Annotated in this window: 27 protein-coding genes and 1 pseudogene; 21 read left to right on the forward strand and 7 right to left on the reverse strand. The window is 37.9% G+C overall.

Translation table 11 applies throughout. From position 1 onward, the window contains the following. Window positions 1–16 precede the first annotated feature (16 nt). Genes ACN6MT_RS12000 through ACN6MT_RS12010 form a run of 3 tightly spaced genes read right to left on the reverse strand, consistent with a single transcriptional unit; the run spans window position 17 to window position 2,294 of the window. Window positions 17–1,318 carry a type II secretion system protein gene (locus tag ACN6MT_RS12000; protein WP_419956022.1) on the reverse strand — a complete coding sequence of 434 codons (1,302 nt, stop codon included), beginning with the start codon at window positions 1,316–1,318 and terminating at the stop codon, window positions 17–19. A gap of 12 nt (window positions 1,319–1,330) precedes the next feature. Further along, window positions 1,331–1,807: a PulJ/GspJ family protein gene (locus ACN6MT_RS12005; RefSeq protein WP_419956023.1), complete on the reverse strand. Its 477-nt coding sequence runs from the start codon at window positions 1,805–1,807 to the stop codon at window positions 1,331–1,333. A 16-nt stretch (window positions 1,808–1,823) separates the two neighbouring features. After that, window positions 1,824–2,294 (reverse strand): type IV pilus modification PilV family protein, encoded by a 471-nt coding sequence (locus tag ACN6MT_RS12010; protein WP_419956024.1) that lies wholly within the window; start codon window positions 2,292–2,294, stop codon window positions 1,824–1,826. 197 nt (window positions 2,295–2,491) lie between these two features. Between ACN6MT_RS12010 and ACN6MT_RS12015 the strand changes: the two genes are divergently transcribed. The 19 genes and pseudogenes from ACN6MT_RS12015 (at window position 2,492) to minD (ending at window position 19,416) form a co-directional block, all read left to right on the forward strand. Next, window positions 2,492–3,268, forward strand: a complete 777-nt coding sequence (locus tag ACN6MT_RS12015; RefSeq protein WP_419956025.1) for a hypothetical protein — start codon at window positions 2,492–2,494, stop codon at window positions 3,266–3,268. A 27-nt stretch (window positions 3,269–3,295) separates the two neighbouring features. Further along, window positions 3,296–4,594, forward strand: a complete 1,299-nt coding sequence (locus ACN6MT_RS12020) for a G5 domain-containing protein (protein ID WP_419956026.1) — start codon at window positions 3,296–3,298, stop codon at window positions 4,592–4,594. 18 nt (window positions 4,595–4,612) lie between these two features. After that, complete coding sequence (locus ACN6MT_RS12025; RefSeq protein ID WP_419956027.1) at window positions 4,613–6,274, forward strand: GspE/PulE family protein; 1,662 nt, start codon at window positions 4,613–4,615, stop codon at window positions 6,272–6,274. 11 nt (window positions 6,275–6,285) lie between these two features. After that, window positions 6,286–7,335, forward strand: a complete 1,050-nt coding sequence (locus ACN6MT_RS12030) for a type IV pilus twitching motility protein PilT (RefSeq protein ID WP_419956028.1) — start codon at window positions 6,286–6,288, stop codon at window positions 7,333–7,335. Then, window positions 7,328–8,530, forward strand: coding sequence for a type II secretion system F family protein (locus ACN6MT_RS12035; RefSeq protein ID WP_419956029.1), 1,203 nt, complete (start codon window positions 7,328–7,330; stop codon window positions 8,528–8,530). Before ACN6MT_RS12030 ends, ACN6MT_RS12035 begins: the two co-directional genes overlap by 8 nt. A 148-nt stretch (window positions 8,531–8,678) precedes the next feature. Next, window positions 8,679–9,155 (forward strand): prepilin-type N-terminal cleavage/methylation domain-containing protein, encoded by a 477-nt coding sequence (locus tag ACN6MT_RS12040; protein WP_419956030.1) that lies wholly within the window; start codon window positions 8,679–8,681, stop codon window positions 9,153–9,155. Between the two features lie 16 nt (window positions 9,156–9,171). Next, window positions 9,172–9,357 (forward strand): annotated as a pseudogene (locus ACN6MT_RS12045) (prepilin peptidase); the annotation flags it as partial. 93 nt (window positions 9,358–9,450) lie between these two features. Further along, window positions 9,451–9,912 carry a prepilin peptidase gene (locus ACN6MT_RS12050; protein ID WP_419956427.1) on the forward strand — a complete coding sequence of 154 codons (462 nt, stop codon included), beginning with the start codon at window positions 9,451–9,453 and terminating at the stop codon, window positions 9,910–9,912. A 16-nt stretch (window positions 9,913–9,928) separates the two neighbouring features. Then, window positions 9,929–10,921 (forward strand): type IV pilus biogenesis protein PilM, encoded by a 993-nt coding sequence (gene pilM / locus ACN6MT_RS12055; RefSeq protein ID WP_419956031.1) that lies wholly within the window; start codon window positions 9,929–9,931, stop codon window positions 10,919–10,921. Further along, window positions 10,921–11,616, forward strand: a complete 696-nt coding sequence (locus ACN6MT_RS12060) for a PilN domain-containing protein (RefSeq protein ID WP_419956032.1) — start codon at window positions 10,921–10,923, stop codon at window positions 11,614–11,616. Before pilM ends, ACN6MT_RS12060 begins: the two co-directional genes overlap by 1 nt. Beyond that, a complete protein-coding gene (locus tag ACN6MT_RS12065) occupies window positions 11,613–12,398 on the forward strand; it encodes a pilus assembly protein PilO (protein WP_419956033.1) in 786 nt (261 codons plus the stop codon). The genes ACN6MT_RS12060 and ACN6MT_RS12065 overlap by 4 nt, the downstream gene beginning before the upstream one ends. A gap of 130 nt (window positions 12,399–12,528) precedes the next feature. Further along, window positions 12,529–13,611 carry a hypothetical protein gene (locus ACN6MT_RS12070; RefSeq protein ID WP_419956034.1) on the forward strand — a complete coding sequence of 361 codons (1,083 nt, stop codon included), beginning with the start codon at window positions 12,529–12,531 and terminating at the stop codon, window positions 13,609–13,611. A 228-nt stretch (window positions 13,612–13,839) separates the two neighbouring features. Continuing rightward, window positions 13,840–14,409 carry a Maf family protein gene (locus ACN6MT_RS12075; RefSeq protein WP_419956035.1) on the forward strand — a complete coding sequence of 190 codons (570 nt, stop codon included), beginning with the start codon at window positions 13,840–13,842 and terminating at the stop codon, window positions 14,407–14,409. A 44-nt stretch (window positions 14,410–14,453) separates the two neighbouring features. After that, window positions 14,454–15,143 carry a RadC family protein gene (gene radC, locus ACN6MT_RS12080; RefSeq protein ID WP_419956036.1) on the forward strand — a complete coding sequence of 230 codons (690 nt, stop codon included), beginning with the start codon at window positions 14,454–14,456 and terminating at the stop codon, window positions 15,141–15,143. Window positions 15,144–15,299: 156 nt separating this feature from the next. Then, window positions 15,300–16,322, forward strand: a complete 1,023-nt coding sequence (locus tag ACN6MT_RS12085; protein ID WP_034675007.1) for a rod shape-determining protein — start codon at window positions 15,300–15,302, stop codon at window positions 16,320–16,322. 76 nt (window positions 16,323–16,398) lie between these two features. After that, window positions 16,399–17,280 (forward strand): rod shape-determining protein MreC, encoded by an 882-nt coding sequence (gene mreC / locus ACN6MT_RS12090; protein WP_034675002.1) that lies wholly within the window; start codon window positions 16,399–16,401, stop codon window positions 17,278–17,280. Next, entirely contained in the window at window positions 17,277–17,795 is a 519-nt protein-coding gene (gene mreD / locus ACN6MT_RS12095) for a rod shape-determining protein MreD (RefSeq protein WP_419956037.1), read from the forward strand. Before mreC ends, mreD begins: the two co-directional genes overlap by 4 nt. Before the next feature lie 135 nt (window positions 17,796–17,930). Then, on the forward strand, window positions 17,931–18,611 hold the full coding sequence (minC, locus tag ACN6MT_RS12100) for a septum site-determining protein MinC (protein ID WP_419956038.1): 681 nt from the start codon (window positions 17,931–17,933) through the stop codon (window positions 18,609–18,611). Between the two features lies 1 nt (window position 18,612). Then, window positions 18,613–19,416: a septum site-determining protein MinD gene (gene minD, locus ACN6MT_RS12105; protein WP_034674994.1), complete on the forward strand. Its 804-nt coding sequence runs from the start codon at window positions 18,613–18,615 to the stop codon at window positions 19,414–19,416. Between the two features lie 51 nt (window positions 19,417–19,467). On the opposite strand, the gene ACN6MT_RS12110 is transcribed toward minD, so the two are convergent. From ACN6MT_RS12110 to ACN6MT_RS12125, 4 genes are all read right to left on the reverse strand, one after another. Beyond that, window positions 19,468–19,914 (reverse strand): hypothetical protein, encoded by a 447-nt coding sequence (locus tag ACN6MT_RS12110; RefSeq protein ID WP_419956039.1) that lies wholly within the window; start codon window positions 19,912–19,914, stop codon window positions 19,468–19,470. Between the two features lie 29 nt (window positions 19,915–19,943). Continuing rightward, on the reverse strand, window positions 19,944–20,303 hold the full coding sequence (gene speD / locus ACN6MT_RS12115; RefSeq protein ID WP_419956040.1) for an adenosylmethionine decarboxylase: 360 nt from the start codon (window positions 20,301–20,303) through the stop codon (window positions 19,944–19,946). A gap of 169 nt (window positions 20,304–20,472) precedes the next feature. Next, the gene (locus ACN6MT_RS12120) at window positions 20,473–22,236 is read right to left on the reverse strand and encodes a spermidine synthase (RefSeq protein ID WP_419956041.1); all 1,764 of its coding nucleotides are present in this window, start codon (window positions 22,234–22,236) and stop codon (window positions 20,473–20,475) included. A 291-nt stretch (window positions 22,237–22,527) separates the two neighbouring features. Then, entirely contained in the window at window positions 22,528–23,493 is a 966-nt protein-coding gene (locus ACN6MT_RS12125) for an SMP-30/gluconolactonase/LRE family protein (protein WP_419956042.1), read from the reverse strand. Window positions 23,494–23,811: 318 nt separating this feature from the next. Here ACN6MT_RS12125 and ACN6MT_RS12130 point away from each other — a divergent pair, with 318 nt between their 5' ends. Both ACN6MT_RS12130 and ACN6MT_RS12135 read left to right on the forward strand, forming a co-directional pair. After that, on the forward strand, window positions 23,812–24,597 hold the full coding sequence (locus ACN6MT_RS12130; RefSeq protein ID WP_419956043.1) for a peptidoglycan DD-metalloendopeptidase family protein: 786 nt from the start codon (window positions 23,812–23,814) through the stop codon (window positions 24,595–24,597). Continuing rightward, window positions 24,590–25,456 (forward strand): M50 family metallopeptidase, encoded by an 867-nt coding sequence (locus ACN6MT_RS12135; RefSeq protein ID WP_419956044.1) that lies wholly within the window; start codon window positions 24,590–24,592, stop codon window positions 25,454–25,456. The genes ACN6MT_RS12130 and ACN6MT_RS12135 overlap by 8 nt, the downstream gene beginning before the upstream one ends. Window positions 25,457–25,485 lie beyond the last annotated feature (29 nt).

The raw sequence follows: 25,485 nt of genomic DNA on the forward strand, positions 1-25,485 counted from the left end.
CACCCTTTTCTAATGCCTAATTGTAACTAACGATTGGCTTTATTTCTTCAGCCCAATCCATAAATTGATCTGAAATTTCGATTGTCTTACCGCCATCCTGGATTATTCCTAGTGAGCAATTTTCATCAAATTTAACCTTATTATAGCTTTCAGAGTATACGGGATAGCTATAAAGACTAGAATCTCCAGTAATGGTACCTTTTACACAGATTTTAGCGGTTATGTCGAAATGGGAGAAATCTATGTCTGTCATATCAGCATTCCCCAATACATATATAGATGAATGTGAGAGATCTTTTAATTTATCCTTTCCGTCACCAAATATAGCGTCCCCAACGACTACGATTGTTGAATTGTGAATCCCTTGGTTAACCGTTTCAAATTGTGCTTTCCCGTTAACTAAAATTTTGGAGTTATGAATTCCGTTTATTTGTTTATTAAATAGAGTAGTAGTACCAGGTAATCCAGTAATATATAAAGTTGAATTTTCAATCCCCTTATTCATTTGTTTGTTAAATTGAACACCTTTGTCAAAAACTAATTCTGATCCTATTATTTCCGAAGGCTTATCAACACTAACTGGCTGATCGAAACTACATTTTAAATTATTGAATACATCTCTACCTTTGCTTCCAGTGCTAAATTCTTCTTCTTCACATGCAGTCACGCTCGTTGGTTTGGGAATTAACGTTGTATAATCATGATTTTGAACCGGGATCAACTTCTCTTTAATCTCCGCTTTGTCAATTGAAAACGTAAAAATAAATTTTCCGGTAAGTTTTTTTTCAGGATTCTGATTGGTAAAACCGTAGCTCTCATAGCTAAATTCAATAAGTTCCTCTGGTTCTTTTAAAGTCGTATTACAGGTTGGACAGGATGGTGAAGCAGTAAGATTTTTAATTTGAAAATAACTTTTTGTTGGAACATCAATATCTTTTCGAAGTACACTTCCAAAAGCAGGGAAGGCAGAAGAGCTATTAAAGGCTTGTATTAATTTTTCTCCTAGCTTTTTTTCATATTCTTCTATTTTATCAGCTGTAAGAGGGATTTTGTTTGCATAGTCATTTTGAATCAAGGTTTTGATTTCGTCTTTCTTTAATGCAATTTGTTGATGGAAAAAATCTTTTAGGAGTGTATTGTAATATTGAACTCCCATTTCCGCGGCATCAACCGTTTGGATGTCGCTTTCTGTCTTTTTTACTTGTTTAACATTATTGACAGAGGCCCCCATGACAGCCAAACCAAGAACGGAAAAAACAGTTATCGTTAATAACACAATGACAAGAGTCATCCCTCTTTCATTTTTTAGATACTTCACTTAAATTCCTCCTTATAACCTGGAAATAATAGTTTTAACCTCATAGGTTTGGCTTGGGTTCTTTTTATCTTTAATAGTGATTCTAATATATAGGGCCTGTGATGTATTGACATTCCTTGTTGTGGGGAAAGTTGTTTCAATAGTTCCACTATAATCATATAATGAGTACTCATAGTCTGGATTCGATAATTCGACGGTATTCACAACTGTACCAGCAGAATCTTTTCCTAATAATTGAATTTTACGGGCGTCAGGATTGTGATCAATCTTAATATCATAGGACCTATATGATTCGTGAAATTTCGTAATACTGGTGACGACAATATTCATTTCTTGCTGAATAGAAACTTTTTCTTGAGATTTCTTAGAGTAATCAAAGCCGTTCATTAAAACCCCATAGAGAAGAATACTTATAATGGACATGATGGCTAGGGTTGCTAGTACTTCTATGAGTGTAATTCCATCATCGTTTGACAGGGACTTATACATAATCTACACCTCCCCCTTAACTTTCGAAGTAGGTAAATGATTCAGACAAAACCTTTGTCCCTTTTTTTACCTGAACATGTATTTTCGATAGAGATGAATGTAAACTTGGATCATTGTTGGTATCAACAGTAACTTCAACATTATAGTTCTGACTGATCAACTTCATTGTAAGAATCCCGCTGTTTTTTATTATATCTTCAGTTAAATTCAGCTTAGGATAGCTGGATTTTGGAATAGTAGTCCCTGTTGAAGTTTTCGAAAAAGTGATTAAGTTTTTTAATTCTAAGTTTTTTTCCGAGTTTACTTTAAAATCCTCCTGCACCTCTCTTGCAATATTTGTTGCTTTCATTTTGTCGGATGACACAGCATTATATTGAAATGAGTTTGTGAAAAACGTCATAAAGCTGAGCAGGATAATAGATAAAATAACAATTGAGGCTAATAACTCTACGAGAGTAACCCCTTTTTCATTTTTTATTGTATGCAAAAAATATCACCAGCCATATTAAAAATTTCTAGGGTAAAATTACCTAGATAAAATATTTTTCGCCTTCTTTCAAAATACCTAATAGTATTATACAATATTTAATAGACGAATTTTGTCAATTTTTGATGGAAATGAACTATTAATATAATGTTTTGAATAAAATTGTAGTTTAAGAGAATTAGAAGGGGAGTTAATCTATGCAAACAATCATCTGGGCCATCGGTGCTATGCTGCTACTGTTGTTGATAATATCCTTTTTATCACTGGATTTCAATCTAAAAGGAAAGTTTGCTGTCGTTTTGGCTGCATTTGTCATTGCACTTGGCGGACTTGCAGCTGTTAACTTATTCCCTTTATGGCAAACATGGTTGATCCTGTTTGTACTTACTTTTTTTGCCGCATATATAATGGATAGTCGTCTAGGAAAGTTTCTATATAAGTCAATATTACCAGAAGATGAGTTGATCGAAGAAATTAATCTTACTTTTTCAAATAAACAATCGGTAAAAAATACTGAATTAGATTTACTAGATTTAGAGGAAATGGAATTAACTGCTCCCACATCAATTTCTATATCTGCAAGTCAGTCTTCTATGCAACCGGAATCATCTCACGTCTTGGAAGATAAAAGTGAAGAGATTGATCTTTCATTTTTACAGGACCTGGATACAGAGAATCATGTACTTGATCATAATGATGATCCCGAGATTGTTGATGGATACCTATCAGAAATTGAGAACATGCTTTTAGAAGATTCCCAAGAGAAGAGTGAACCAGTGGAAGATAGCTGGCTGGATGAACTAGCAGACTTTGATGATCTTTCGGTGGAGGAAAATGAATTAAAGAATAACAATAAAAATGAAGACCAATTAGATGATGGTGAATTAGAATTATTAGTCGCCTTCAAAGAAACAGCAGCAGGATTAGATAAAGAAAAAATTAATCTAAGTAAAGTACCTGAATTACAAAAGTAGAATGACAGCCGAAGGGAGGCAAATTGGTTGGGCAAACATAGACGTTTATTTAAACTATACGTAGTGCTTTTTTTAAGCATTGCATTTATTTTTAGTTTCTCTCATTTCGGTGCAAAGGCATTTGAAAATTTTACAGGCTCCGATGGAAAATATTCCGAGGGAACGACAGTTGGTACTATAGATGTGTCAGGTAAAACGGATAGTGAAGTGATATCTTTATTAGAGGAGAAGTATGTAGACTGGGTAAAGAACAATAAATTTGAGCTGCAATACAGCGAATTAATTGTCCCATTTGATACAAATTTGTTTCATTTTGATTCTGCAAAAACTGTTTCTTCTATTGTCGATGGACAACAAAATCCAGCTATCATAACAATTGATATGATGCAGGTTGAGGAACAAATTCAAGTTCTATTTCCTCAGCTAGATACTAATAAACTCGAACTTACCAAACTAACTTTGGATTTATCCAAAACAGCGTCGCAGTTTAACAATGGTTCTTTTAGCTTTAATCTAAGTTCTGATTATTTAGTTGTAGATCCTGCTGATAAAAATGCAGTTATTAGTGAAGCAATTGTGGAGTTAAAAGTTGTTCCACTCGATTTACAGACAGTGGTTGAAGCAAATCCTGAAATACTGATTGAGAAAGAATCAGAGTTTTCCCTACTAGAGTTTGCTAAAAACCAAAAGGTTGAAAACTCTTCAATACTGAGTACCATTGCAACGGGTATATATCAAACAATTCTGCCTTCAAATTTTAAGATTGAGGAAAGAAATATTGGCAGTGCACTACCTGATTACGCAGAGTTAGGTTTGGAAGCTAGTGTAAATCTTGTTAATGGATCTGACCTGGTTTTACTCAATCCAAACAAATCATTGTATTCAATAGAACTTAGAATAGATGGCAAAAATCTAGTCGTGACTTTAAAAGGAGAAAAGCTCCTTTACAATTATAAAATCAGCAAAAAAGATGAACAACAGTTAAAGCCAAAGACAATTAAACAATACAGCCCATTAGTCTTGCCAGGACAAATAAAAGTTCAAACAGAAGGGTCAGATGGGAAAATAGTAAAAGTATATCGGGACATATACCAGGATAGTCAAAAGATTAAGAGTGAGTTAATTTCAGAAGATTATTACCCTCCAGTCTACCGTGTTGAAATTCATGGATTAACAGGTACTGAACAAGAGACTGGGACACCAGCTGGAGGTGACCCTACTGTGACTCCTGACCCTAATGCAAATCAGACTCCGCCAGTTGTGGACCCTGCTCAACAGGATTCAGCTGCTGGCCTTTGGGGGAAACCAAATGAACAGCCTAAATAAAGTAAGAAGTGATATGAAATGAAACAGAGTAGAAAAAGGCTTGGGGACTTATTAATAGAGGAAGGCCTACTTACACCTGAACAGCTGCAAACGGCTTTATCAGAAAAAGCTCCAAATCAAAAAATCGGAGATGCCCTACTGCAAAGAGGGTATATAACCGATCAACAATTGGCCGAAGTTCTTGAAAGACAGTTGGGGATACCGCATGTTAATCTATTTCATTATCCGTTTGATACCAATCTTTTTTCTCTCATTTCAAAAGAAACGGCAAAGCGTAATTTAATTATTCCTCTCAAACGAGAAGGAAATAAGCTTTATGTGGCCATGGTAGATCCAATGGATTTTATTGTGATTGACGATTTACGACTGTCAACTGGATTTCAGATTGAAACTGTCATTGCAACAAAGGATGGCGTTTTAAGAGCAATTAATAAATATTACAATGTTGATGAAGATTTAGAAGAGTTATTTGATGAATTTTCGCCAAATGAGCGTGGGCGGGATGATGATGTAACAGATATTGATTCACCAATTGTGCGTATTGTTAATCAGTTGCTCACGAATGCGGTCATTCAAAAGGCAAGTGATATTCATATTGATCCACATGAAACCAAGGTTGTTATTAGGTATCGAGTGGATGGTGTTTTAAGGGTAGAACGAGTTTTACCACGACATATGCAGAGCGTGTTAACGGCTAGAGTAAAAATTATGGCTAATCTCGACATAACTGAACACCGAATACCACAGGATGGACGTATTAAATTAAATCTTGAATTCCATCCGATTGATCTCCGGGTCTCGACGTTACCGACAGTTTATGGCGAGAAAATCGTAATGCGGATTCTTGACATGGGTGCAGCTTTAAATGACCTGAGTAAAATCGGCTTTAATGCACTTAATTATAAAAGGTTCTCTGAATTAATTGAACAGCCAACGGGGATTGTGTTGATTACTGGACCAACCGGATCTGGTAAATCATCTACCCTCTATGCGGCACTAAATAAATTAAACAGCGAGCAAGTAAATATTATTACCATTGAAGATCCTGTCGAATACCAGTTAGAAGGAATCAACCAAATTCAGGTAAACACGAACGTAGGAATGACCTTTGCCGCTGGACTACGGTCGATTCTTCGCCAGGATCCGAACATTATCATGGTTGGGGAGATTCGTGATAAAGAAACAGCAGAGATTGCTGTCCGTGCTTCTTTAACAGGTCACTTAGTGTTAAGTACCATTCATACGAACGATTCACTAGGAACCATTACTAGATTAATTGATATGGGGGTAGAGCCGTTTTTAATCGCCTCCTCATTAAGCGGAATTGTTGCCCAGCGTTTAGTCCGAAAGGTGTGCCGTGATTGTGGACAAATCGAAGAGGCTTCTAAACGAGAAAAAGAAATCTTTGCAAGACGAGGGATGAAGATTGATAAAATAAACCGCGGAAAAGGCTGTCCTTCCTGCAATATGACCGGATATAAAGGGAGAATTGCACTTCATGAAGTGTTGGTTCTAAATGATGATATGCGTAGAGTCATTATGAACGACGACTCTTTACAAAATTTAAAAGAACATGCGATTAAAAATAAAACAATCTTTTTAATTGATGATGGCCTATTAAAGGTTAAACAAGGGTTAACTACAACCGAGGAAGTATTACGTGTTGCCATTTTAGAGTAGGAGAAAACGAGATGAAAGAAAAACTTGAGAATATACTGCGTGCAGCACTCGAATTTAAAGCGTCCGATATTCATTTTACGGTTGGAGTTCCTCCGATTTTTCGGATAAATGGCGATATTAAGCGCTATGGAAAAGATATACTTCTCCCAGATGATACCGAAGAAATCGCAAAACTAACAGTTCCAGAAAATATGTATGATTTATTCAAGGAAAAAGGTGAACTTGATTACTCTTATGGCCTCCCTGGAGTATCGCGTTTCCGTGTCAATGCTTACCACCAAAGGAAGAGTGTTTCCCTTGCATTAAGGGTTGTTGCATCAAAAACACCAACGCTTGAGGATTTAGATTTACCTAAAATTGTTTCAGAGCTTGTTGAAAAACCACAAGGGTTAATTCTCGTCACAGGTCCGACAGGTAGTGGTAAATCAACCACATTGGCCTCAATGATTGATTATGTGAATAGAACGATGCGAAAGCATATTGTTACACTTGAAGATCCAATTGAGTACTTGCATAGACATGGAAACTCCATTATTGATCAGCGAGAAGTTGGTTTTGATACGCAATCGTATGCCAATGGCTTAAAAGGAGCACTACGACAAGATCCAGATATTATTCTTGTTGGGGAAATGCGGGATTTAGAAACAATCGGAATCGCGATTACAGCAGCAGAAACCGGTCACTTGGTATTGGGAACACTCCATACATCGAGCGCGCCGGCTACGATTAATAGGATTATTGACGTATTTCCGCCTGCACAGCAGCCACAAATACGTGTTCAGTTGGCATCGGTTCTAGTAGGAGTAATCTCACAGCGTCTTTTTCCAACCGTTGATAAAAAAGGCAGGAAGGCAGCCACTGAAATCTTAGTTAACAATCCTGCCATTGCGAACTTAATCAGAAATGAGAAGATTCATCAAATCCAAAGCACGATGCAAACTTCACGTGCTCAAGGAATGCACACTCTTGAAATGAGCATCAGAGATTTAATTGACCGCAACTTAATTCAAAAAGAAGCTGCAACCAAATATCTACAAGAAAAGATGATGCTGGATGGCTAGATTTAAATATTCAGGACGTGATCGAAGAGGTAAAAAGCAGGGTACAATAAATGCCGCTTCTCGCCGAGAAGCAATGGTCAAGCTTAAAGAAGATGGAGTCCGTGTCATTGAAATGACAGAAATTCCTGAAACACTAATGACAAAAGATCTATCTTTTGGAAATCCCGTTAAGCTTCAGCATTTTGTCATCTATCTAAGGCAGTTTGCTACCTTAATTAAAGCAGGGGTAACGGTTGTTGATGCTACTGGGATACTTGCAGCCCAAACAGAAAGTAAAGGTTTAAAAAAAGCACTTTTAGCTGTTGAACAGGACCTTAGAGAAGGGAATCCATATTCAGAAGCGGTTTCAAAACATAAGAAAATATTTAACTCCATGTTTATTAATATGGTTAAAGCAGGAGAAGTCAGTGGTAATATTGATGAGACTCTCGAGAAACTTGCCGATGATTTTGAAAAACAGCATGACACACGACAAAAGGTAGTGTCAGCTCTAACCTATCCCGCTGTTATTGGACTTATTGCAATTGGTGCAGTAATTTTCCTGCTCACCTCAGTTGTACCAACTTTTGTAAATATGTTTGCTGATTTAGGTGGAGAACTTCCAAGAATAACAAAGTTTGTTCTAGCAGCCAGCGAATTTACGCAAAATTTTTGGTGGCTCATTTTCCTTATCATTCTTTGCTGTGTCCTTTCGATATTTTATATAAATACCAATAAGAAAACAAAGTATTATTTAGATTATTTTCTCTTAAGAATGCCAGTCTTTGGAAAAATGTTGCAGAAAGCCGCACTTGCTCGAATGATGCGAACGCTGAGCTCACTATTTTCCAGTTCAGTTCCGATTCTCCAAGCAATGTCAATTGTAGAAAAAGTTGTGGAAAATGAAGTAATTGCTAAGGTAATCATTGAATCCCGAAATTCTTTAGAAAAAGGGAGGTCAATGACAGAACCGATGGTTATTCACTGGGCTTTTCCTCCATTGGTTACTCAAATGATTTCTATAGGTGAGGGAACAGGTGCTTTAGATGCAATGTTGTCAAAAATTGCTGAATTCTATGAAAAAGAAGTAGAGCAGAGCACGGATAGACTTAAATCATTAATTGAACCAATTATGATTGTAATACTGGCAGGGATTGTTGGGGTAATCGTAATGGCCATTATGGTTCCAATGTTTGAGATGTTTAACCAAATATAATTAGTTTAAACAATAAAATACTAAATACTACAAAAATGTAAAAATTGGGACGAAATACGACGAAAAACCTCTTTATATTAAATTACATTTATTGTATACTCATAGAGAAATAATACTAGGTTCATAGAACCATAAAGGAGATATAACAATGATAAAAAGACTAAGTATTAAACTTAAGGAACAAAAGGGTTTTACATTAATTGAGTTACTAGCAGTTATAGTAATCTTGGGCATTATTGCAGCAATTGCTATACCCGCTATTGGAAATGTAATTTCTAAAAGTAAAGACGACGCTAAAATTGCAGAGGCGATTTCGATTATTGACGCAGCTAGAATAGCAAATGTTGAACTTGATCCAACTGGGACACTACCAACTGGTGTTACTACCACAAATGATGCTTCTGGAAATTTGGCAACTATTAGTTGGACTGAAGCAGCATTGAAAGAATACTTATCAAAAGTTAAAGATGCTGATTTTGATGTAACATATAATGTTACTACAAAAACTTTCAGTATAGACAATCATGATGCTGAATCAGTTGATGGTGTTGACGTTGCAACAGGTACTCCTGCTACAAGTGATGGAATTTTGACAGAAGAAGAATTAGCAAACGCTTCAAGATAATATGATAAATATAATTATGTTTATTTATGGATTAGTTCTTGGTTCTTTTTATAATGTCGTTGGTATAAGAGTTCCCATAAATAAATCCATTATATCTCCACGTTCTTCTTGTTCGACATGTGGACATAAGTTAGCTTTTTATGAATTAATCCCTATATTTTCATATTTGTTTCAAAGTGGGAAATGCCGCGGCTGTCAGTCGCGGATTTCTCCTATATATCCGGTTTTTGAATTACTTACCGGAATATTATTTGCAACCTCACCACTTGTTATTGGCTGGTTAGGAGAGCTTGTAGTGGCGCTTACTCTAATTTCGATGTTTATGATTATCATCGTATCAGATATAAACTATATGCTCATCCCTGATAAAATTTTATTTTGGTTTGCAGGGATTTTTTTATTGGAACGAATTATTTGGCCGTTAACTCCTTGGTGGGACAGCCTTCTTGGTGCTGGTACCGGTTTTATACTCTTACTTATCATTGCCCTTGTGAGTAAAGGTGGGATGGGTGGAGGAGATATTAAACTTTATGCACTAATTGGATTTGTTTTAGGTTTTAAACTTGTGCTTCTATCATTCTTCCTTTCGACATTGTTTGGTGCAGTTATAGGAGGAGTAGCATTGCTTTTGAAAATCGTAAAAAGAAAGCAACCGATTCCATTTGGTCCATTTATTGCGGCTGGGACGTTGACCGCATATTATTGGGGATCTGATTTAATCAATTTATATTTACAGTTCCTTTATCAAGGATTATAAGTAAGGGGTAATAAATATGGGATTCTCCCTTTTTTCAACTAAAAACAGAATAATAAACTTGGTACTAAATGACCACTCAATTCGTTTTTTAGAATTAAAACAAAGTAATCCCCCTACTGCCCAAAAATGGAGTGAACGTTTTTTACCACCAGGTATCATTGTTGACGGTAAAATTGTTGATAGTGACTCACTAGCCAACATTCTTGAACAATGTATTGAAGAATGGAAAATAAAAGGACGTTCAATCCGCTTCCTTGTACCCGATCCACTTGTCATTATAAGAAAAGTCTCCATTCCTTCCGATATTCAGGAAGATGAAATTAAAGGTTATCTATATTTAGAACTCGGTTCTACCATTCACTTACCATTTGAAGAACCAGTTTTTGATTACCATTTATTAATAAACAATGGGAAAACACAAGATATTCTTCTATTTGCAGCACCGGAGCAATTCGTAATGGAATATGCCGAATTATTCTCGAGTCTAAAATTAAATCCGTTGGCAGCGGATATTTCGCCGTTATCTCTTTATCGTCTCTATCATCATCTGAAAAAAGGGAATGAAAAAGAAATTCTCTTCACCGTCCAGTTTGATTTAACAAGTGTCAACTTGTGTATTTTTGAAGGTAGCGTTCCGATGGTAATGCGCCAGTTTCCATTACCATTCAACATAGAGGACTGGGAATATACCCAAGGCTTATCTGGTATCGTTGAATTTATTTATACTGGCGTTTCTGATGAATTGGCTCTTCATTTTGAGGACATATTTAGAGAAATCAATAAATTAGTAGATTATTATCGTTTTTCGCTTAGCAATGAGAAGCTTGATGTTACTAAGTTCTTGGTAAATGGTGATCACCCGATGTTAAAAGCCATTTATGATGAAATGATAGAGCGGTTAGAAGTTCCTGTGGAAATGCTTGCGCTAACTTCAGAAGAAAAAGGCAAGGCTAGTGTTCCTTCCAGTTTATTATTACCCTTAGGTCTTGCTCTGAAAGAGGTGCAGTAATGTTAGTAGAAATTAACCTCCTTCCTCAAAAAGAACCAAGGAAATTTAGTATGATTATACTAATTGTACTACTTGCACTTATTATCTTTGTTGGTGCGTACTACTTTTGGCAAATTCAATCTGCTAAAAACGAATTGCAGAATTTGGACAAACAAATTTCTGTTACAAAAGAAATTACGGTTAAAGAAGGGGAAAATGCTGATAAGAATGAATCGCAAATGTCTATCAGTTTATTAAAAAATGCGGTAGAATGGGCAAACACCTATCCGATTCAAACGATACCAATTATGCAGCATTTAACATCACTTCTACCAGAACGTGGGTTTATTCAGTCATTTGCCTATGCGGAGGCAGGGACAGTTATCTTAACAGTCCAGTTTGATAGCGCGAGAGAAGCAGCATACTTTTTAGATAATCTTGGTGATTCTGAATGGGTCGGAGAACCAACCTTAAATTCACTTACTATCCAAGAACAAAAAGAGGCTGAAGGCACTGCAACGGAGTTAACAAATGAAGTTGCTGCGGGTGCTGCAGCAGTTCAAAACCCAACACCAACACCTGAAATTGAGACTAACCTTAATTCAAATGACCCATATCTTCCAAGGTATATTGGTCAATTTGAAATTAAGTTAAATATGATAAAAATAAAAGAAGTGACTGGTAAAAATGATGAAGAAGGAGTGACACAATCATGAACATCCGTCTCTCTAAAATCGACAAAATCATTTTGTTAGCAGGAATACTTCTATTAGGATTACTAATTGTTTTTGCTCAATTTTTAAAGTTAACCCCATTAAAATCTGATGTCAGTATGAAACAGCAGTCATTAGAGACAGAACAGAAACTTTTAGACATTGTTACCCAAAAGAAAGCTGATGACACTATTAAGGTTGTTGAAGATACACGAGAGTTACAAAAAAAAGTACCAGTCAAGCCGCTCTTAGAACAGTTAATATTGGACCTAGAAAAAGCCGAAACGGTATCAAAAAGCGTTATTTCCAATATGAGCTTTTCTAAAGACGCTGATGTGGTCATAGCAACGGCTGAGACACCAACAGAGCGGTCCAATGGGACAAGCCAAGGTACGGGAACCACTATTCAAACTAACGTAGATAGTCCACAAGTAGCAGCTACGCCAGATCAAGCAACTGAACCACCTGCTACAAATGGTTTAAAAAAGCTTTCTGTTAGTTTGAGTGTTGAATCACCAACCTATGAGGATCTGGAAAAGTTTATTCAGACCCTTGAAACCTTAGAGCGGATTGTTGTTGTCGAATCAATTAGTTATTCTGGCGGAGAAGAAATCACTTCGCACGAGCAGGAAGTTGCACCTTTAACATATTCTCTTACGGTTTCAGCCTATTACCTGCCAACCTTAGATGATCTAGTTGCCGAGCTGCCGAAAATTGACGCTCCGGCACCAGCAAACAAGAAAAATCCATTAAGTTCCTTCTCTGAAACGACAAAAGCTAATTAATACTATCGCAAACTTGCAAATAATTTGACGAAAGCATTGTATAACAAGACGACAAAAGTCTTGTTATTTTTTTTTGTCTTTGTGATAGGATGGTAGAAATTGCTATTGGTAGAGGGAGGAGTACGGGTTAGTGGACAAGCCGAATCGTGGCAATACCATCAAAATAAAGCTAAATGGAGAAAACCAGACTTTTACAGAAGAGCCCATTAAGAAGGAACAAGAATCTAGCAAAGATTCTTTTACTAAAGTGATAAACATCGATGAGGATTTCAATGATCAGGATGTTTTTCTTGAGACTGCTGCAGCCAAGGATCCAATCGATGAAAGTTTTGATTGGATAATTCCTGAATCTACAGAAAACGACATTCAGGAATATAAGGTTGTCAGCAGTCAGAAGCAGAAAAAGGGCGAAAAAAGGAAGACTGCTACTTTTACAACCTTTTCAATGAAGCGTAATGGTAGTGTGTTAAAATCTATACTTGTAACAGCTGTATTTGCTATCTTGATTGGGACAAGTCTCGGGGTTCTCATGCTTAAGTTAGTTATTAGTGAAAACAGTAAACCTGCAGTCACTCAGCCGGTTGTTGAGGACAAGGGGACTGATAAAGGTTCAGAAGTAGCAACCGGTGGAAAGGGTAGTTCTATTGCCATTGGAGCTCAAACTGTGTTCATCGTACAAGGTGGAGCTTTTTCGACTAAAGATGCTGCGTCTGGGGCAGCGAACGAGGCAAAAGGGAAAGGCGCACCTGCTCAAACACTAACAATGAATGATAAAGAATTTTTGTTCTTAGGTGTGACAGACTCGATTGAAAATGCAAAGAAAATTGAAGGACATTACGAAGCCAATGGCTTTGATGATGTACTGCCAAAACAAATCCCCATTGCGGAAAAGAATTTATCCGATATAAATGAAACTGAAAAAAGCTTTTTAGAAGCAGCACCTGCCATTTTTCAACAGCTATCAAAGGTAACTTCTAACGCCATTGTCTCTGGAAATATATCATCAGAAGCTAGTAAAGAAGTCGCAGGGTTTGGTGATCAACTGAATCAATCAGCAGGCAAGCTAAAAAATGAAAAAGTAATAAATCTAAACAAGGAATTATCCAGCGCGTTGAAGAGTGTAGAAGCATTTCAAGAAAAGAAGAAAAAAGATAGTTTGGTTGAGGCACAACAGCACTTATTAAATTATCTCAGTATCTATTATTCATTGTAGTCGACAAAAGCTGATATTTTCCGGGAAATTATTTTTGAATAACGAGCCTGTCTATTTAGACGGGCCTTTTGTATGATTAAAAACCATTATCTGTCTAACCTCAAGAAAAATTCCGCATAATCTGTCATATTTCTTCAAACTTTAATGATATAAAAATTGTTTGCTTCTACAAATTCTGATACGATTAACATGTATCTCCCTAAATGATGCAAAAGGTAAGGTGATGAAATGCAAAACCTCATTTTAGCCTCTTCTTCTCCACGGCGAAAAGAACTTCTAGAAAACCTCCGATTATCATTCACGATTTCTAGCAGTGAAGTAGATGAAAGCTTTGATCCAACGCTTTCACCAGAGGATGTAGTTATGGATCTTGCCGAACGAAAAGCACAGGTGATTTTTAAAGAAAATCCTAATGCCTATGTCATTGGGTCTGACACCATTGTTGTTGCAGATGGTCAGGTCTTAGGAAAGCCTGAAGACAAGGCAGATGCCAAAAGAATGTTAGAAAAGCTTTCAGGAAGAAAGCACGAAGTTTACACCAGTGTCTCCATATTATCTCCAAATGGAACAGCCCGTTTTTATGAAAGAACAGAAGTCTGGTTTTGGGAGTTAACGGACGAGGAGATCAATTTTTATGTACAAAGTGGTGAACCGCTTGATAAAGCAGGTGGATATGGCATTCAGCAGCTTGGAAGCATGCTTGTCAAAAAAATTAATGGAGATTATTTTGCGGTTGTCGGCCTGCCGGTTGCGAAAACCTACCGCGAATTAAAAAGGCTGGGCTACCAGTTGTCGTAACGGCTAAGTAGTTCTTTAACTCCCTATCATAGGGAGGAAGTAGAATGTCAACCAATTCATTAATGATTCGTGATTTCCCTCAAGATGAACGACCTAGAGAGAGATTTGTTCAGAATGGTCCAGCAAGTTTATCGAACCATGAATTAATCGCCATCTTACTTAGAACTGGTACAAAGGATGAAAGTGTTCTTCAATTATCCAACCGGTTGCTTACAAATTTTGAAGGCTTGCGGCTTTTAAAAGATGCCACATTAGAAGAAATGACTGAAATTAAAGGAATAGGTCAGGCAAAGGCGATTCAAATCCTTGCAGCAGTTGAAATTGGCAGAAGAATTACGAACTTAAACTACACTGACCGCTATGTGATTCGCTCACCAGAAGATGGTGCAAATTACGTGATGAACGACATGCGTTTTCTATCACAAGAGCATTTCGTTTGTTTATACCTCAACACAAAAAATCAAGTACTTCATAAACAAACTATATTTATCGGAAGCTTAAATGCCAGTATCGTGCACCCTCGCGAGGTTTTTCGTGAAGCATTAAAACGTTCTGCTGCTTCTATTATCTGTCTTCACAATCATCCTTCTGGGGATCCCTCCCCAAGCCGCGAGGATATTGAGGTCACTAAGAGGCTTGTAGAGTGCGGAAAAATGATAGGCATCGACGTGCTCGATCACCTCATTATTGGTGAAAATAAATTTGTCTCTCTTAAAGAAAAAGGATATTTATAATACTATGATTTTTTTAATCGTTGGGATATAATAATGTTTATGATTTTTTAGGACATCTTTCGAGATTATCATATAAATTTACTAGAAAAATTACATGAATAGAAGGTATATTTACTTACCTTTAGCTATTTTCGTATCAGAAAGGGAGATACAACTATGTTTGGAATTGGGACAAGAGACCTTGGTATTGACTTGGGGACAGCAAATACCCTTGTGTATGCAAAAGGTAAAGGGATTGTATTAAGAGAGCCATCTGTTGTGGCGATGCAGACAGACACGAAATCCATTGTTGCGGTTGGTAATGATGCAAAGAACATGATTGGCCGTACACCAGGTAATGTGGTAGCGATGAGACCAATGAAGGATGGTGTGATTGCGGACTTTGAAATAACTGCAATCATGATGAAACATCATATTCGTCAAGCGATTAAAAGTAAGAGTATTTTCTCCGGTAAGCCGTATGTAATGGTATGTGTTCCATCAGGAATAACCGCGGTTGAGGAAAGAGCTGTTATTGACGCAACACGTCAAGCTGGTGCGAAGGACGCCTATACGATTGAGGAGCCATTTGCAGCTGCTATCGGAGCAAACCTGCCTGTATGGGAGCCGACTGGCAGCATGGTAGTTGATATAGGCGGCGGTACTACCGAAGTAGCGATCATTTCATTAGGTGGAATTGTTACAAGCATTTCCATTCGCGTTGCTGGTGATGAAATGGACGATGCAATTGTTACGTACATCCGAAAACATTATAATCTCATGATTGGTGAACGTACAGCTGAAGCCATTAAGATGGAAGTTGGTTCAGCAGGAGACTCTGAGGGTATCGATAATATGGAAATTCGCGGACGTGATTTATTAACTGGTCTTCCAAAAACCATTGAAATCACTGCGAAAGAAATTGGTGTTGCTCTAAAAGATACGGTCTATGCGATTGTAGAGGCTGTAAAAAATACATTAGAAAAAACACCGCCAGAGCTTGCTGCGGATATTATGGACCGAGGAATCGTCTTAACAGGCGGTGGTGCTCTGCTTCGAAACCTGGACAAGGTAATTAGTGAAGAAACGAATATGCCAGTTCTAATTGCTGAGAACCCGTTAGATTGTGTTGCTATCGGGACTGGAAAAGCTTTGGATCATATTCAGTTATTCAAAAATAAAGCTAAAGAATCTAGATAAAAAGAAAAGCGAAAGCGCCATGTCTAATGGCGCTGTAGGCTTGACACATTATGTATGAAGATAGAGGTGTATAATCATGCCACAGTTCTTTTTGAATAAACGATTGATCGTTTTGCTGGTTAGCATTATTGTTCTCGTGGCATTGATTGGGTTTTCGTTAAGGGAGAGAAGTAAACTATCCTGGCCGGAGCAGTTCTTAAAGGATACTGCAGGCCTTGTTCAATCCCTGGTTTCAAAGCCTGCTCATTTGGTTGCAGGTTTTTTTGAAAATCTCCAGGACTTGCAAAATACATATGAAGAGAATAAAGAATTAAAATCACGGATGGAGAAACTTGTTAGCCTTGAAGCACAGGTACAGGAGCTGGAAAAGGACAATAAAGAGCTGCGTGATATTCTCGGTGAACAAGATACCCTGAGAGATTTTGAACCATTACAAGCAACTGTAATAGGTAGAAACCCTGATCGTTGGCATGAAATGATTATTATCAATAAAGGGAAAACAAACGGAATTAAAAAAAATATGGCCGTTGTAACCGCGCATGGCTTAATAGGCAAAGTTAAGACAGTCAATCAATTTAGCTCAACGGTTCAATTGTTGAGTGCTATGGATCCAAAGAATCGAATTTCCGCCATCGTCCAAGGCGAAACAAATGTAAATGGTCTAGTCGAGGGCTATGATAAAGAGAAAAAAGCATTATTAATCAAAGCGATTCCTTCAGGTGTAGAAATTAAAAAAGGACAAAACGTCATCACCTCCGGTCTTGGCGGTGTATTCCCACAGGGCTTACAAATTGGTAAGGTCATTGACGTAAAGCCAGACCAATACGGACTAAATCAAACTGCTTTAGTTAAACCAGGTGCGGACTTTTATGATTTGGAAAATATTATTGTGATTACCAGAACCATGACTCAGCCTACTCAGGCGGAAATGGGCACAGGGGAGGAGGAGGATTTGTGAAGAAATTCCTGCTTCCTCTTTTGTTTCTATTCCTTTTCTTATTAGAGAGCATGTTTGCGCAATATGCACCGCCTGAAGTTTTTGGTGACAATTACATTTTGGCGCCTCGTTTTCTTTTCGGAGGGATTTTGTTCCTGGCCATCTATGCAGGCAGAAAATACGGAATCATTTATGCTGCAATCTTTGGACTTTTATTTGATATTGTGTGGATCGAAATTATAGGCATATACCTTTTCCTATTTCCGTTCATTACATACCTTATTTCGAAAATTATGCACGTGCTCCAAACCAATATTATTGTCGCGTTTTTGGTGTCTCTAATGGGGATTGCTCTGCTGGAATTAGGTGTCTATGAAATGGACTTTTTAATTCATATCACCACACTTGAATTTATCAGTTTTATTAAAATGCGTTTTTATCCTACACTCATTTTAAATGCCGTTTTCCTATTGATTGCAGCATATCCATTAAAGCGTTATTTTGAAAGTGTTGCACAAAGCTTGCGAGATGAATGAGGGTTGTATTTCTTTTTAAAAAAAGGAGAATACATAAAGCGTGTCGAATTGTATAATAAAAGTGTGTCTGTGGCTTGAAAATGCCTATTTCTATCGCACGTATGTGTTTCTTATTATTTGAGGTGAGTTTTCTCCATGAAAAAGCGGCAAAATGTTACGATTAAAGGTACGAAGGATGGAATTGTCCTTCATCTTGATGATAGCTGTTCCTATGAGGAACTGAAGAAGGAGCTTGATGAAAAACTTTCGGCAAATCAAACAAATGAAGGTGAGCGGCATTTAACTCCTGTTAAAGTCGATGTCGGTAATAGGTACTTAAATGACGCTCAACGTGAAGAAATAAAAAATCTCATCCGTCAAAAAAAGAATTTAGTAGTCGATGATATTGAATCAAATGTGGTCACAAGAGCAGAAGTGGACAAGCTTAAAGCGGAAAACGAAGTCGTAACGGTTTCGCGCATTATCCGCTCTGGACAGGTATTAGAAGTTCCGGGTGATTTATTGCTTATAGGGGATGTTAACCCAGGTGGAACGGTAATTGCTGGCGGGAATATTTTTATTATGGGTTCCTTAAAGGGAATAGCCCATGCAGGAGTATTTGGTAATGATCAAGCCGTTATTACCGCTTCAAGTATGCAGCCTGCACAGCTAAGGATTCATGATTGCATTAATCGTGCACCTGATAAAGCTCAAAATGCTGAAAAACGTGAAATGGAATGTGCGTACATCGACGATAACCATCAAATCATCGTAGATAGATTGCAAGTTTTAATAAATTTAAGGCCTAATTTAAATAGATTCGAAGGGGGACATTAATGTGGGAGAGGCAATAGTAATTACATCCGGTAAAGGCGGCGTCGGAAAAACCACGACTTCTGCTAATATTGGTACAGCGTTGGCCCTTCAAGGCAAAAAAGTATGTTTAGTAGATACTGATATTGGCCTTCGGAATTTAGATGTTGTGATGGGGCTGGAAAATCGAATTATTTATGATCTTGTGGATGTCGTGGAAGGCAGATGTAAAATCCACCAAGCACTCGTTAAAGATAAAAGATTCGAAGATTTATTGTATTTGCTTCCAGCAGCGCAAACAGTGGACAAATCGGCTGTTAAGCCAGAACAGATGCACAAACTAATTAATGAACTTAAACAAGATTATGACTATATTATTATCGATTGTCCTGCTGGAATTGAGCAAGGATTCCAAAACGCGATTGCCGGGGCGGACCGTGCGATTGTCGTTACGACTCCTGAAGTTTCGGCAGTACGAGACGCTGATCGAATCATCGGTCTGCTGGAGAAGACTAAGACGGTCGAGTCACCGAAATTAGTTATCAACAGAATCCGAAACCATATGATGAAAAGCGGCGATATGTTAGATGTAGATGAAATCACTACGCATTTATCGATTGAGTTAATTGGTATTGTTGCAGATGATGAAGAAGTTATCAAAGCTTCTAATCACGGTGAACCCATTGCCTTAAATCCAAATAGTAAAGCGTCGATTGCATACCGTAACATTGCTAGACGTATCCTCGGCGAATCTATTCCATTGCAGCCGCTAGAAGACAAAAATAAAAGTGTCTTTGGTAAAATTAAACAGTTCTTTGGTGTTCGATAATAACAAGCCTGTCCATATAAACGGACAGGCTTTTAGTATGCTCTAAAACGATTAATACTCAAGTAAATGAACAGTGAGTGCCGCTCTATTATAACGTGGCAATTTTCCTCTAGGAGCATAGGTGTCCACAATAAAAATACCAATTGCATCACCAGCATACAAATAAGCTTGAATATTTATTCCAGTGACAATACTTATCCCTTTTGCGTCAAAGGTAGAACCTACGAGTGGGTCGGATCCATCAGCCAGACGGTTGAGGTTGAATACGGCCGATTGTTCTTCTTCTAATAGGACGGATACATCTGCTGTGATCTGATAAACACCGGACTTGTAAACGGTAATGCTATTTGCTGAAATATCCGGCCAAGTATTTTGATAGGGTCCTGCTATTGTAAATTCTATTAGGTTCCCAGCCGTAAGTGGAGTCATTTTACCATCAGGCAAATCTTGTTTATATAAAGACCCATAAGTAAAGGGCTTTACGTTTTTCGTTCTCATATGTTTTCACCTTGGTTAAATAGGCAATATCAACCGCCTAATTCTTCACTTTGTATTAGTTGAGGATAGGAAACGCCTCGTGAAATAGAATATACCAGTGCTTGCTTTGAAGATAATTCTTTGATCAGATATTCCACTTGAGCTGTTAGTTCTAGCGTCCCACATGTATAAAAATCTAGGGATACATACTTTTCTTCTGGCCATGTATGAATGGATAAATGCGAAGTGGATAAAACGATTACACCTGTTACTCCATGTGGCTCAAATTGATGGAAGTAAGAGTATAAAATCTCCATATCTGCGTCAAGTGCTGCCTTTTTACACATTTCTTCTAAAAATTTAATGTCATTTAAATGGGTAGAATCACACTCAAATGCGTCAATGATCATATGCTTTCCTTCTTTGGTCAAAGTTTCATCATTCCCTCCGTTTTCCTATGTAAGTTATCGTATGGGATTTAGTAAAAATAAATTGTACGGTTGTCCATGCTTTCCCGAAATAGTATCTAAAAAGAGGCTCTGCTCATTCAGCAATTCCGAGCAGAGCCTTTTTTGATGGTTACCTTCGAAGTTCTTGTTTATAAATTTCATGCAATGTTAGGTTTGACAATGTATTCATTCGTGTATTTTCCTGAACTGAACGGAAGTGTGACGGAAATACAAATAAAGTGGACAGGTCTTCAGGGAGTGTTTGATGAGGGACGACTACTTTCCTATTTGTTAAATGCATGGGCTTTTTTGAGGCAAGGTGAAATCCCCAATCCCCGAAAGAAGGAACTTCGGTGTGGTAACTCTTAACTTGCATTCCAGTTCCTTTTAACGATAAGCCAATGCTCCAGTAAACGAATGGAGCATATTCTGGTGAATGAGATTGACAGACAAGAATACCATCTTCAGTTAGAAGATTAGATAATTTACAGAAGAATTCTACTGTATACAATCTACTCAATATTTCATCGCCTGGGTCTGGCAAGTCCACAATGATGACATCATAGGGCACACTTTGTTCTTTTTGGAATACCTGGATATCTTTTTGATGGACAGAAACCCTCTTATCGTGGAGTGCACGTTGGTTTAGTGACGCTACTGTTGGTAGATCGCCCGCCAAGTGAATCATTAATGGGTCAAGGTCCACTAAGTCAATATGCTGCACATCTCGGTATTTAAGAACCTCCCGAATCGCAAAACCATCCCCGCCTCCGGCAATTAGAATGCGTTCTCGCTTTCTAACCATGGAAAGGGCCGGATGAACAAGAGCCTCATGATAGATTTGCTCATCTAACGAACTAAATTGAAGTTGTTTGTCTAGATATAGACGTACATCATTAGTCTCCAAAATTTTCACACTGTCCCCTTTTGTGCCGCCTTCATAAAGTACACGGTGGGGGTTGGAGAGAAGATGACGAAGTTCTTTCGTGTCTTCAGGGTCCTGTTCTGAATAGGAGTTTAGGTTTAAGGACCTAATGGAGAGAACAACAGCCTGTTTTTGAACTGACCTCACTCGCTGGGAAAAGGTAAACCATTTTTTTAGACTTTTAGGGAGAGAACGATTTTCTACACACGGGTTTTTCTCATCATTCCATTTTAAAACTTTCTTCCCAGCGAGATGGAATCCACAATCTCCAAACCAAGGACTATTAACATGATAGTTAAGAGTGTGTAGGGAAGCACTCTGTAACGTTTTATCAATACTCCAGAATACCAACGGAGTATCTTCAGGTGACGCAGATTGGATAACCATGATTCCGCAATGTGTTAAGAGATTGGACAATTTTTTGAAGAATTCTTTTGAGTATAGTTTGCTAAGTTGATTGGTTTCAGGATCTGGAAGATTTGCGATTATTATATCGAATCGCTGCTGTTCGGTTAGGAGGAATTCATATATATTGCTCTGGATTATTTGAACACGATGATCGTAAAAAGAACGCTCATTCATTTCGAGGATTTCAGGTGTCTTCTGGGCAGCTACCAAAGTTGCTGGAGAAAGAGACACTTGACTGACGTGGCATACCGTTGAATATTTAAGGACTTCTCGCAGTGCAAATCCGCATTCATCCCCGATAATCAAAACGTGTTCCGGACGGTCTGATAAAACAAAAGCTGGATGGACTAGTGCTTCATGATAAATTCGTTCATCCAAACTGTTCCATACTAGTTGATCGTTATGGTATAAACGTATATTTTTCGTTTCTAGTAAGAGTACGTCCTGATAGGGACTCTTACCCTCAAACAGTACTTGGTGAGGACCCTTTAATAATTGCTCTAACTCAATTAAATCGTAGACATCACCACGAAAAGAATCTTGTTTGTCGCTGGCAGACAAAATTATTCACCTCTATTTATTTAACTTACAGCCATTATATGGATAAGCAATAAAAACGTGTGGCTTATCCATGTTACCAAGGAAGTTTAAAGTCACTAATTATAATAATTGGTAATATATGTCTAAAATTACAAAACCCTTTGAAAAATGTACAAAAGAGTCGATAAAATGTCCAAAACCCAATTGGAAGGAAAAATGAAAAAAGAAGGCTTCCACAAAAATTATATTTTGCGACAGCCTCCGATAATCCGAGAGATATGTTGAAGGGATACCTATTACTCTTGCCTAGGTCTATTGCAAACCGTATGGCAGCAAACCTTCTTTTTTAACCTTGATGCGCCAAACTTCATTTTTCGATGATTCGGTAACATACAGATAGCCATTATGAAAAGTCAGGTTAGTTGTAAATGTTCCCGCATCTTCAGGCAGGCGAATACTACCGTACTTAAATCCACTCGCATCCACTACGACAATTTCACCAGCTTGGAAATGTGCCACATAAAGATTACCCTCTTTATCCACAGCTAATCCATCTGGTCCAATTCCACCCTCAAACTGAGCGAAAGCAAATGCCATTTCCCGCTGGTCTTTCGCAGTCTTCGATGGAACGGAGATAATTCGGTTGCTGGCAAATTCAGAGATATATACTCGCTGTCCATCAGCAGAAATGGCTATACCATTTGGATAAGCAATGCCCTCTTGAAATAGCTGAGGCTCGGTACCGTTTGGCGGCAAATAGAAGACACGGCCAACAGGATTTGTTACGCTTGATCCAAATGGCTCGGTAAAGTAAAGCCCCCCCACTTCATCAAATACCAGGTCATTAAGTCCTTTCAAAGGCGAACCTTGGTATGAATTAACAATGGTCGTACGCTCTTTGGTTTCGGTGTTATAAGCATAAAGTTCTCCTGTGCCATCGGTGATAAAAAGGCGTCCGTCCTTATGAAACTTTGCTCCGATAGGAAATTTATACTTTTCCACAATTGAAACCTTATCTCCCTCAACCTTCATAATTTCGCCAGTGGCCGGACTGACCATCCATATTTGGCCGTTACGGTCAAAGTTAATCCCTTCCATAAATCCGCTGCCAGTGGCTACCTTTTCCCACTTGCTATTAGGATGAACAATCTCAGAAATGGTGTGTCTGTCCTTAGTTGGAACAGGCTTAGAAGGATATAATGATTTTGCACCAGCCATTGTTACAGTTACAAGGGAGATAATAATTAATAGTGTTATTGCACCTAATCTTTTTCTCATTTCAATATTTCCTCCTTATGTACTTGTGTTGTAAATTATGAAAACGCTATCTAAATATTAAACTAGCACTTTAATAATTGTGTAAACAACGGTAAAAACTATCTGAATTTTTATTAAAAGTAGTAACATTTTTCTGGTATCTAGAAAATCTATTCTGCAAGATTAATCGCTTTGTTAAGTCCAGTGTAAGGGGAAGGTGCTAACCGAAAAATGTGAGTAGCACAAACCAAAGTCTTCTTAAAAATTACCGAGTAGGCATACTCTTGAGGACAACCTCATAGACTTGTACAAAAAGGTCTCTAAAAGGTTGGTGGGATAATGCGGTCTACTCCTGAAGAAATACGGCGACGAATCGCAAAGCGGAAAAGAGAAAAAGGGTCATCAGGAACAGGTCCAGAGCGTGAAATTAATTGGCCGGGGGATGATGAAAAGTACGAATTTAATCATTATTCCTCATACGAAGCAGGCAAGGACGATGGCATTCATCCCTTGTTTAAAAAGGAAGTTTTTATTTTTAAGATTTTAGCATCAGCTGTCTTATTTTTAGTCATTGCCATTATGTTCCGTGAAAACTCGGCAACATTTGCACCAGCTAAGGATTTTGTTATGAAAACCATGGAGCAGGATTTTAAATTTGCCACAGTATCAAAATGGTATGAAGACCAATTCGGTAAGCCATTAGCTCTGCTGCCGTTTACAGAGGAAGAAAAAGGCGGCGAGAAAAACGTAGTCGAGAAAAACCACGATATACCGGTGTTTTCAGGGAAAGTCCTTGAAAATTTCGAGAAAAATGGACAGGGCATTATGATTGAAACAGCAAATGGTGCAGCAGTGGAAGCCATGAAAGAAGGAAATGTCATGTTTGCTGGTGTTAAGGAAGGCACAGGTAAAACCGTCATCATCCAGCACGCAGATCAAACGCAATCTACTTACGGGAATCTCGAGGAAATTAAGGTTAGTTTATATGAATTTATTGAAACGGAAACGGTTGTCGGCACAGCTTCAGAATCAACGGGTGAAGACAAAACGAAGGGTAAGTATTATTTTTCGATCAAAAAGGGCGATGATTTCATCGACCCGATTCAGGTGATTCGCTTTGAATAGAATCATATATTTATTACAACACGTTTATATCCATCCTTTGTTATGGTTTGTCATCGCAATATCGATTACTACAGCACATTTCCTCGAAGTATGCCTGCTAATTGGCATCATTTTCATCCATGAAATGGGGCATGCTGCTGCGGCTTCTTTTTTTTCATGGCGTATAAAAAAAATCACTCTCCTCCCATTTGGCGGGGTGGCTGAAATGGAGGAGCACGGGAATCGGCCATTAAAGGAAGAGGCTATTGTTGTTCTCGCTGGACCGCTTCAGCACATTTGGATGGTGGCATTAGCTTTTGCGCTATTCTCATTTGATTTGATGTCTGAGGATTTGTTTCAATTATTTTTTTACTACAACATTATGATTTTTATCTTCAATCTGTTTCCGGTTTGGCCGCTCGACGGTGGAAAGTTGATCTTCATGTTTCTTTCCTTAAAAAAATCATTTCCTATAGCTCACCGGCTAACATTAATCATTTCTTTTTTCAGCGTTGGAATCTTTTCTGCAGTAACGCTCCTAGCAGCTCCGCAACAACTAAATGTCTGGATTATCGTAGGCTTCTTATTATTCTCGCTTTACCATGAATGGAAGCAGCGCCGTTACATTTTTATGAGATTTCTTCTCGAGCGCTACTATGGTAAAAATAGCGACCTACAAGCCCTGAAGCCCATCCAAGCCAATGAGCAAGACTTGCTCATTGATGTGTTAGAAAAATTCCAACGCGGCTGCAAGCACCCGATTATTGTTGAGAGTGATGGCAAAGAAAAAGGGATGTTGGATGAGAATGAACTGCTGCATGCGTATTTTTCGGAAAAACGATTAACAGATAAAATCAGCGACCTTCTTTTTTCTTACTAAACGGTTATAATATAAACTATTAGTAAAAA

Source organism: Neobacillus niacini (genome assembly GCF_048572935.1).
In the GTDB taxonomy this organism is placed as follows: Bacteria; Bacillota; Bacilli; order Bacillales; family Cytobacillaceae; genus Neobacillus; species Neobacillus niacini.

Excerpts from the sequence above, each read along its gene's own strand:
- ACN6MT_RS12005 (WP_419956023.1), bottom strand. The coding sequence starts at position 1,807 with ATGTATAAGTCCCTGTCAAACGATGATGGAATTACACTCATAGAAGTA.
- ACN6MT_RS12015 (WP_419956025.1), top strand. The coding sequence starts at position 2,492 with ATGCAAACAATCATCTGGGCCATCGGTGCTATGCTGCTACTGTTGTTG.
- ACN6MT_RS12025 (WP_419956027.1), top strand. The coding sequence starts at position 4,613 with ATGAAACAGAGTAGAAAAAGGCTTGGGGACTTATTAATAGAGGAAGGC.
- ACN6MT_RS12030 (WP_419956028.1), top strand. The coding sequence starts at position 6,286 with ATGAAAGAAAAACTTGAGAATATACTGCGTGCAGCACTCGAATTTAAA.
- ACN6MT_RS12035 (WP_419956029.1), top strand. The coding sequence starts at position 7,328 with ATGGCTAGATTTAAATATTCAGGACGTGATCGAAGAGGTAAAAAGCAG.
- ACN6MT_RS12040 (WP_419956030.1), top strand. The coding sequence starts at position 8,679 with ATGATAAAAAGACTAAGTATTAAACTTAAGGAACAAAAGGGTTTTACA.
- pilM (WP_419956031.1), top strand. The coding sequence starts at position 9,929 with ATGGGATTCTCCCTTTTTTCAACTAAAAACAGAATAATAAACTTGGTA.
- ACN6MT_RS12060 (WP_419956032.1), top strand. The coding sequence starts at position 10,921 with ATGTTAGTAGAAATTAACCTCCTTCCTCAAAAAGAACCAAGGAAATTT.
- ACN6MT_RS12065 (WP_419956033.1), top strand. The coding sequence starts at position 11,613 with ATGAACATCCGTCTCTCTAAAATCGACAAAATCATTTTGTTAGCAGGA.
- ACN6MT_RS12075 (WP_419956035.1), top strand. The coding sequence starts at position 13,840 with ATGCAAAACCTCATTTTAGCCTCTTCTTCTCCACGGCGAAAAGAACTT.
- radC (WP_419956036.1), top strand. The coding sequence starts at position 14,454 with ATGTCAACCAATTCATTAATGATTCGTGATTTCCCTCAAGATGAACGA.
- ACN6MT_RS12085 (WP_034675007.1), top strand. The coding sequence starts at position 15,300 with ATGTTTGGAATTGGGACAAGAGACCTTGGTATTGACTTGGGGACAGCA.
- mreC (WP_034675002.1), top strand. The coding sequence starts at position 16,399 with ATGCCACAGTTCTTTTTGAATAAACGATTGATCGTTTTGCTGGTTAGC.
- minC (WP_419956038.1), top strand. The coding sequence starts at position 17,931 with ATGAAAAAGCGGCAAAATGTTACGATTAAAGGTACGAAGGATGGAATT.
- ACN6MT_RS12110 (WP_419956039.1), bottom strand. The coding sequence starts at position 19,914 with ATGAGAACGAAAAACGTAAAGCCCTTTACTTATGGGTCTTTATATAAA.
- speD (WP_419956040.1), bottom strand. The coding sequence starts at position 20,303 with ATGATCATTGACGCATTTGAGTGTGATTCTACCCATTTAAATGACATT.
- ACN6MT_RS12125 (WP_419956042.1), bottom strand. The coding sequence starts at position 23,493 with ATGAGAAAAAGATTAGGTGCAATAACACTATTAATTATTATCTCCCTT.
- ACN6MT_RS12130 (WP_419956043.1), top strand. The coding sequence starts at position 23,812 with ATGCGGTCTACTCCTGAAGAAATACGGCGACGAATCGCAAAGCGGAAA.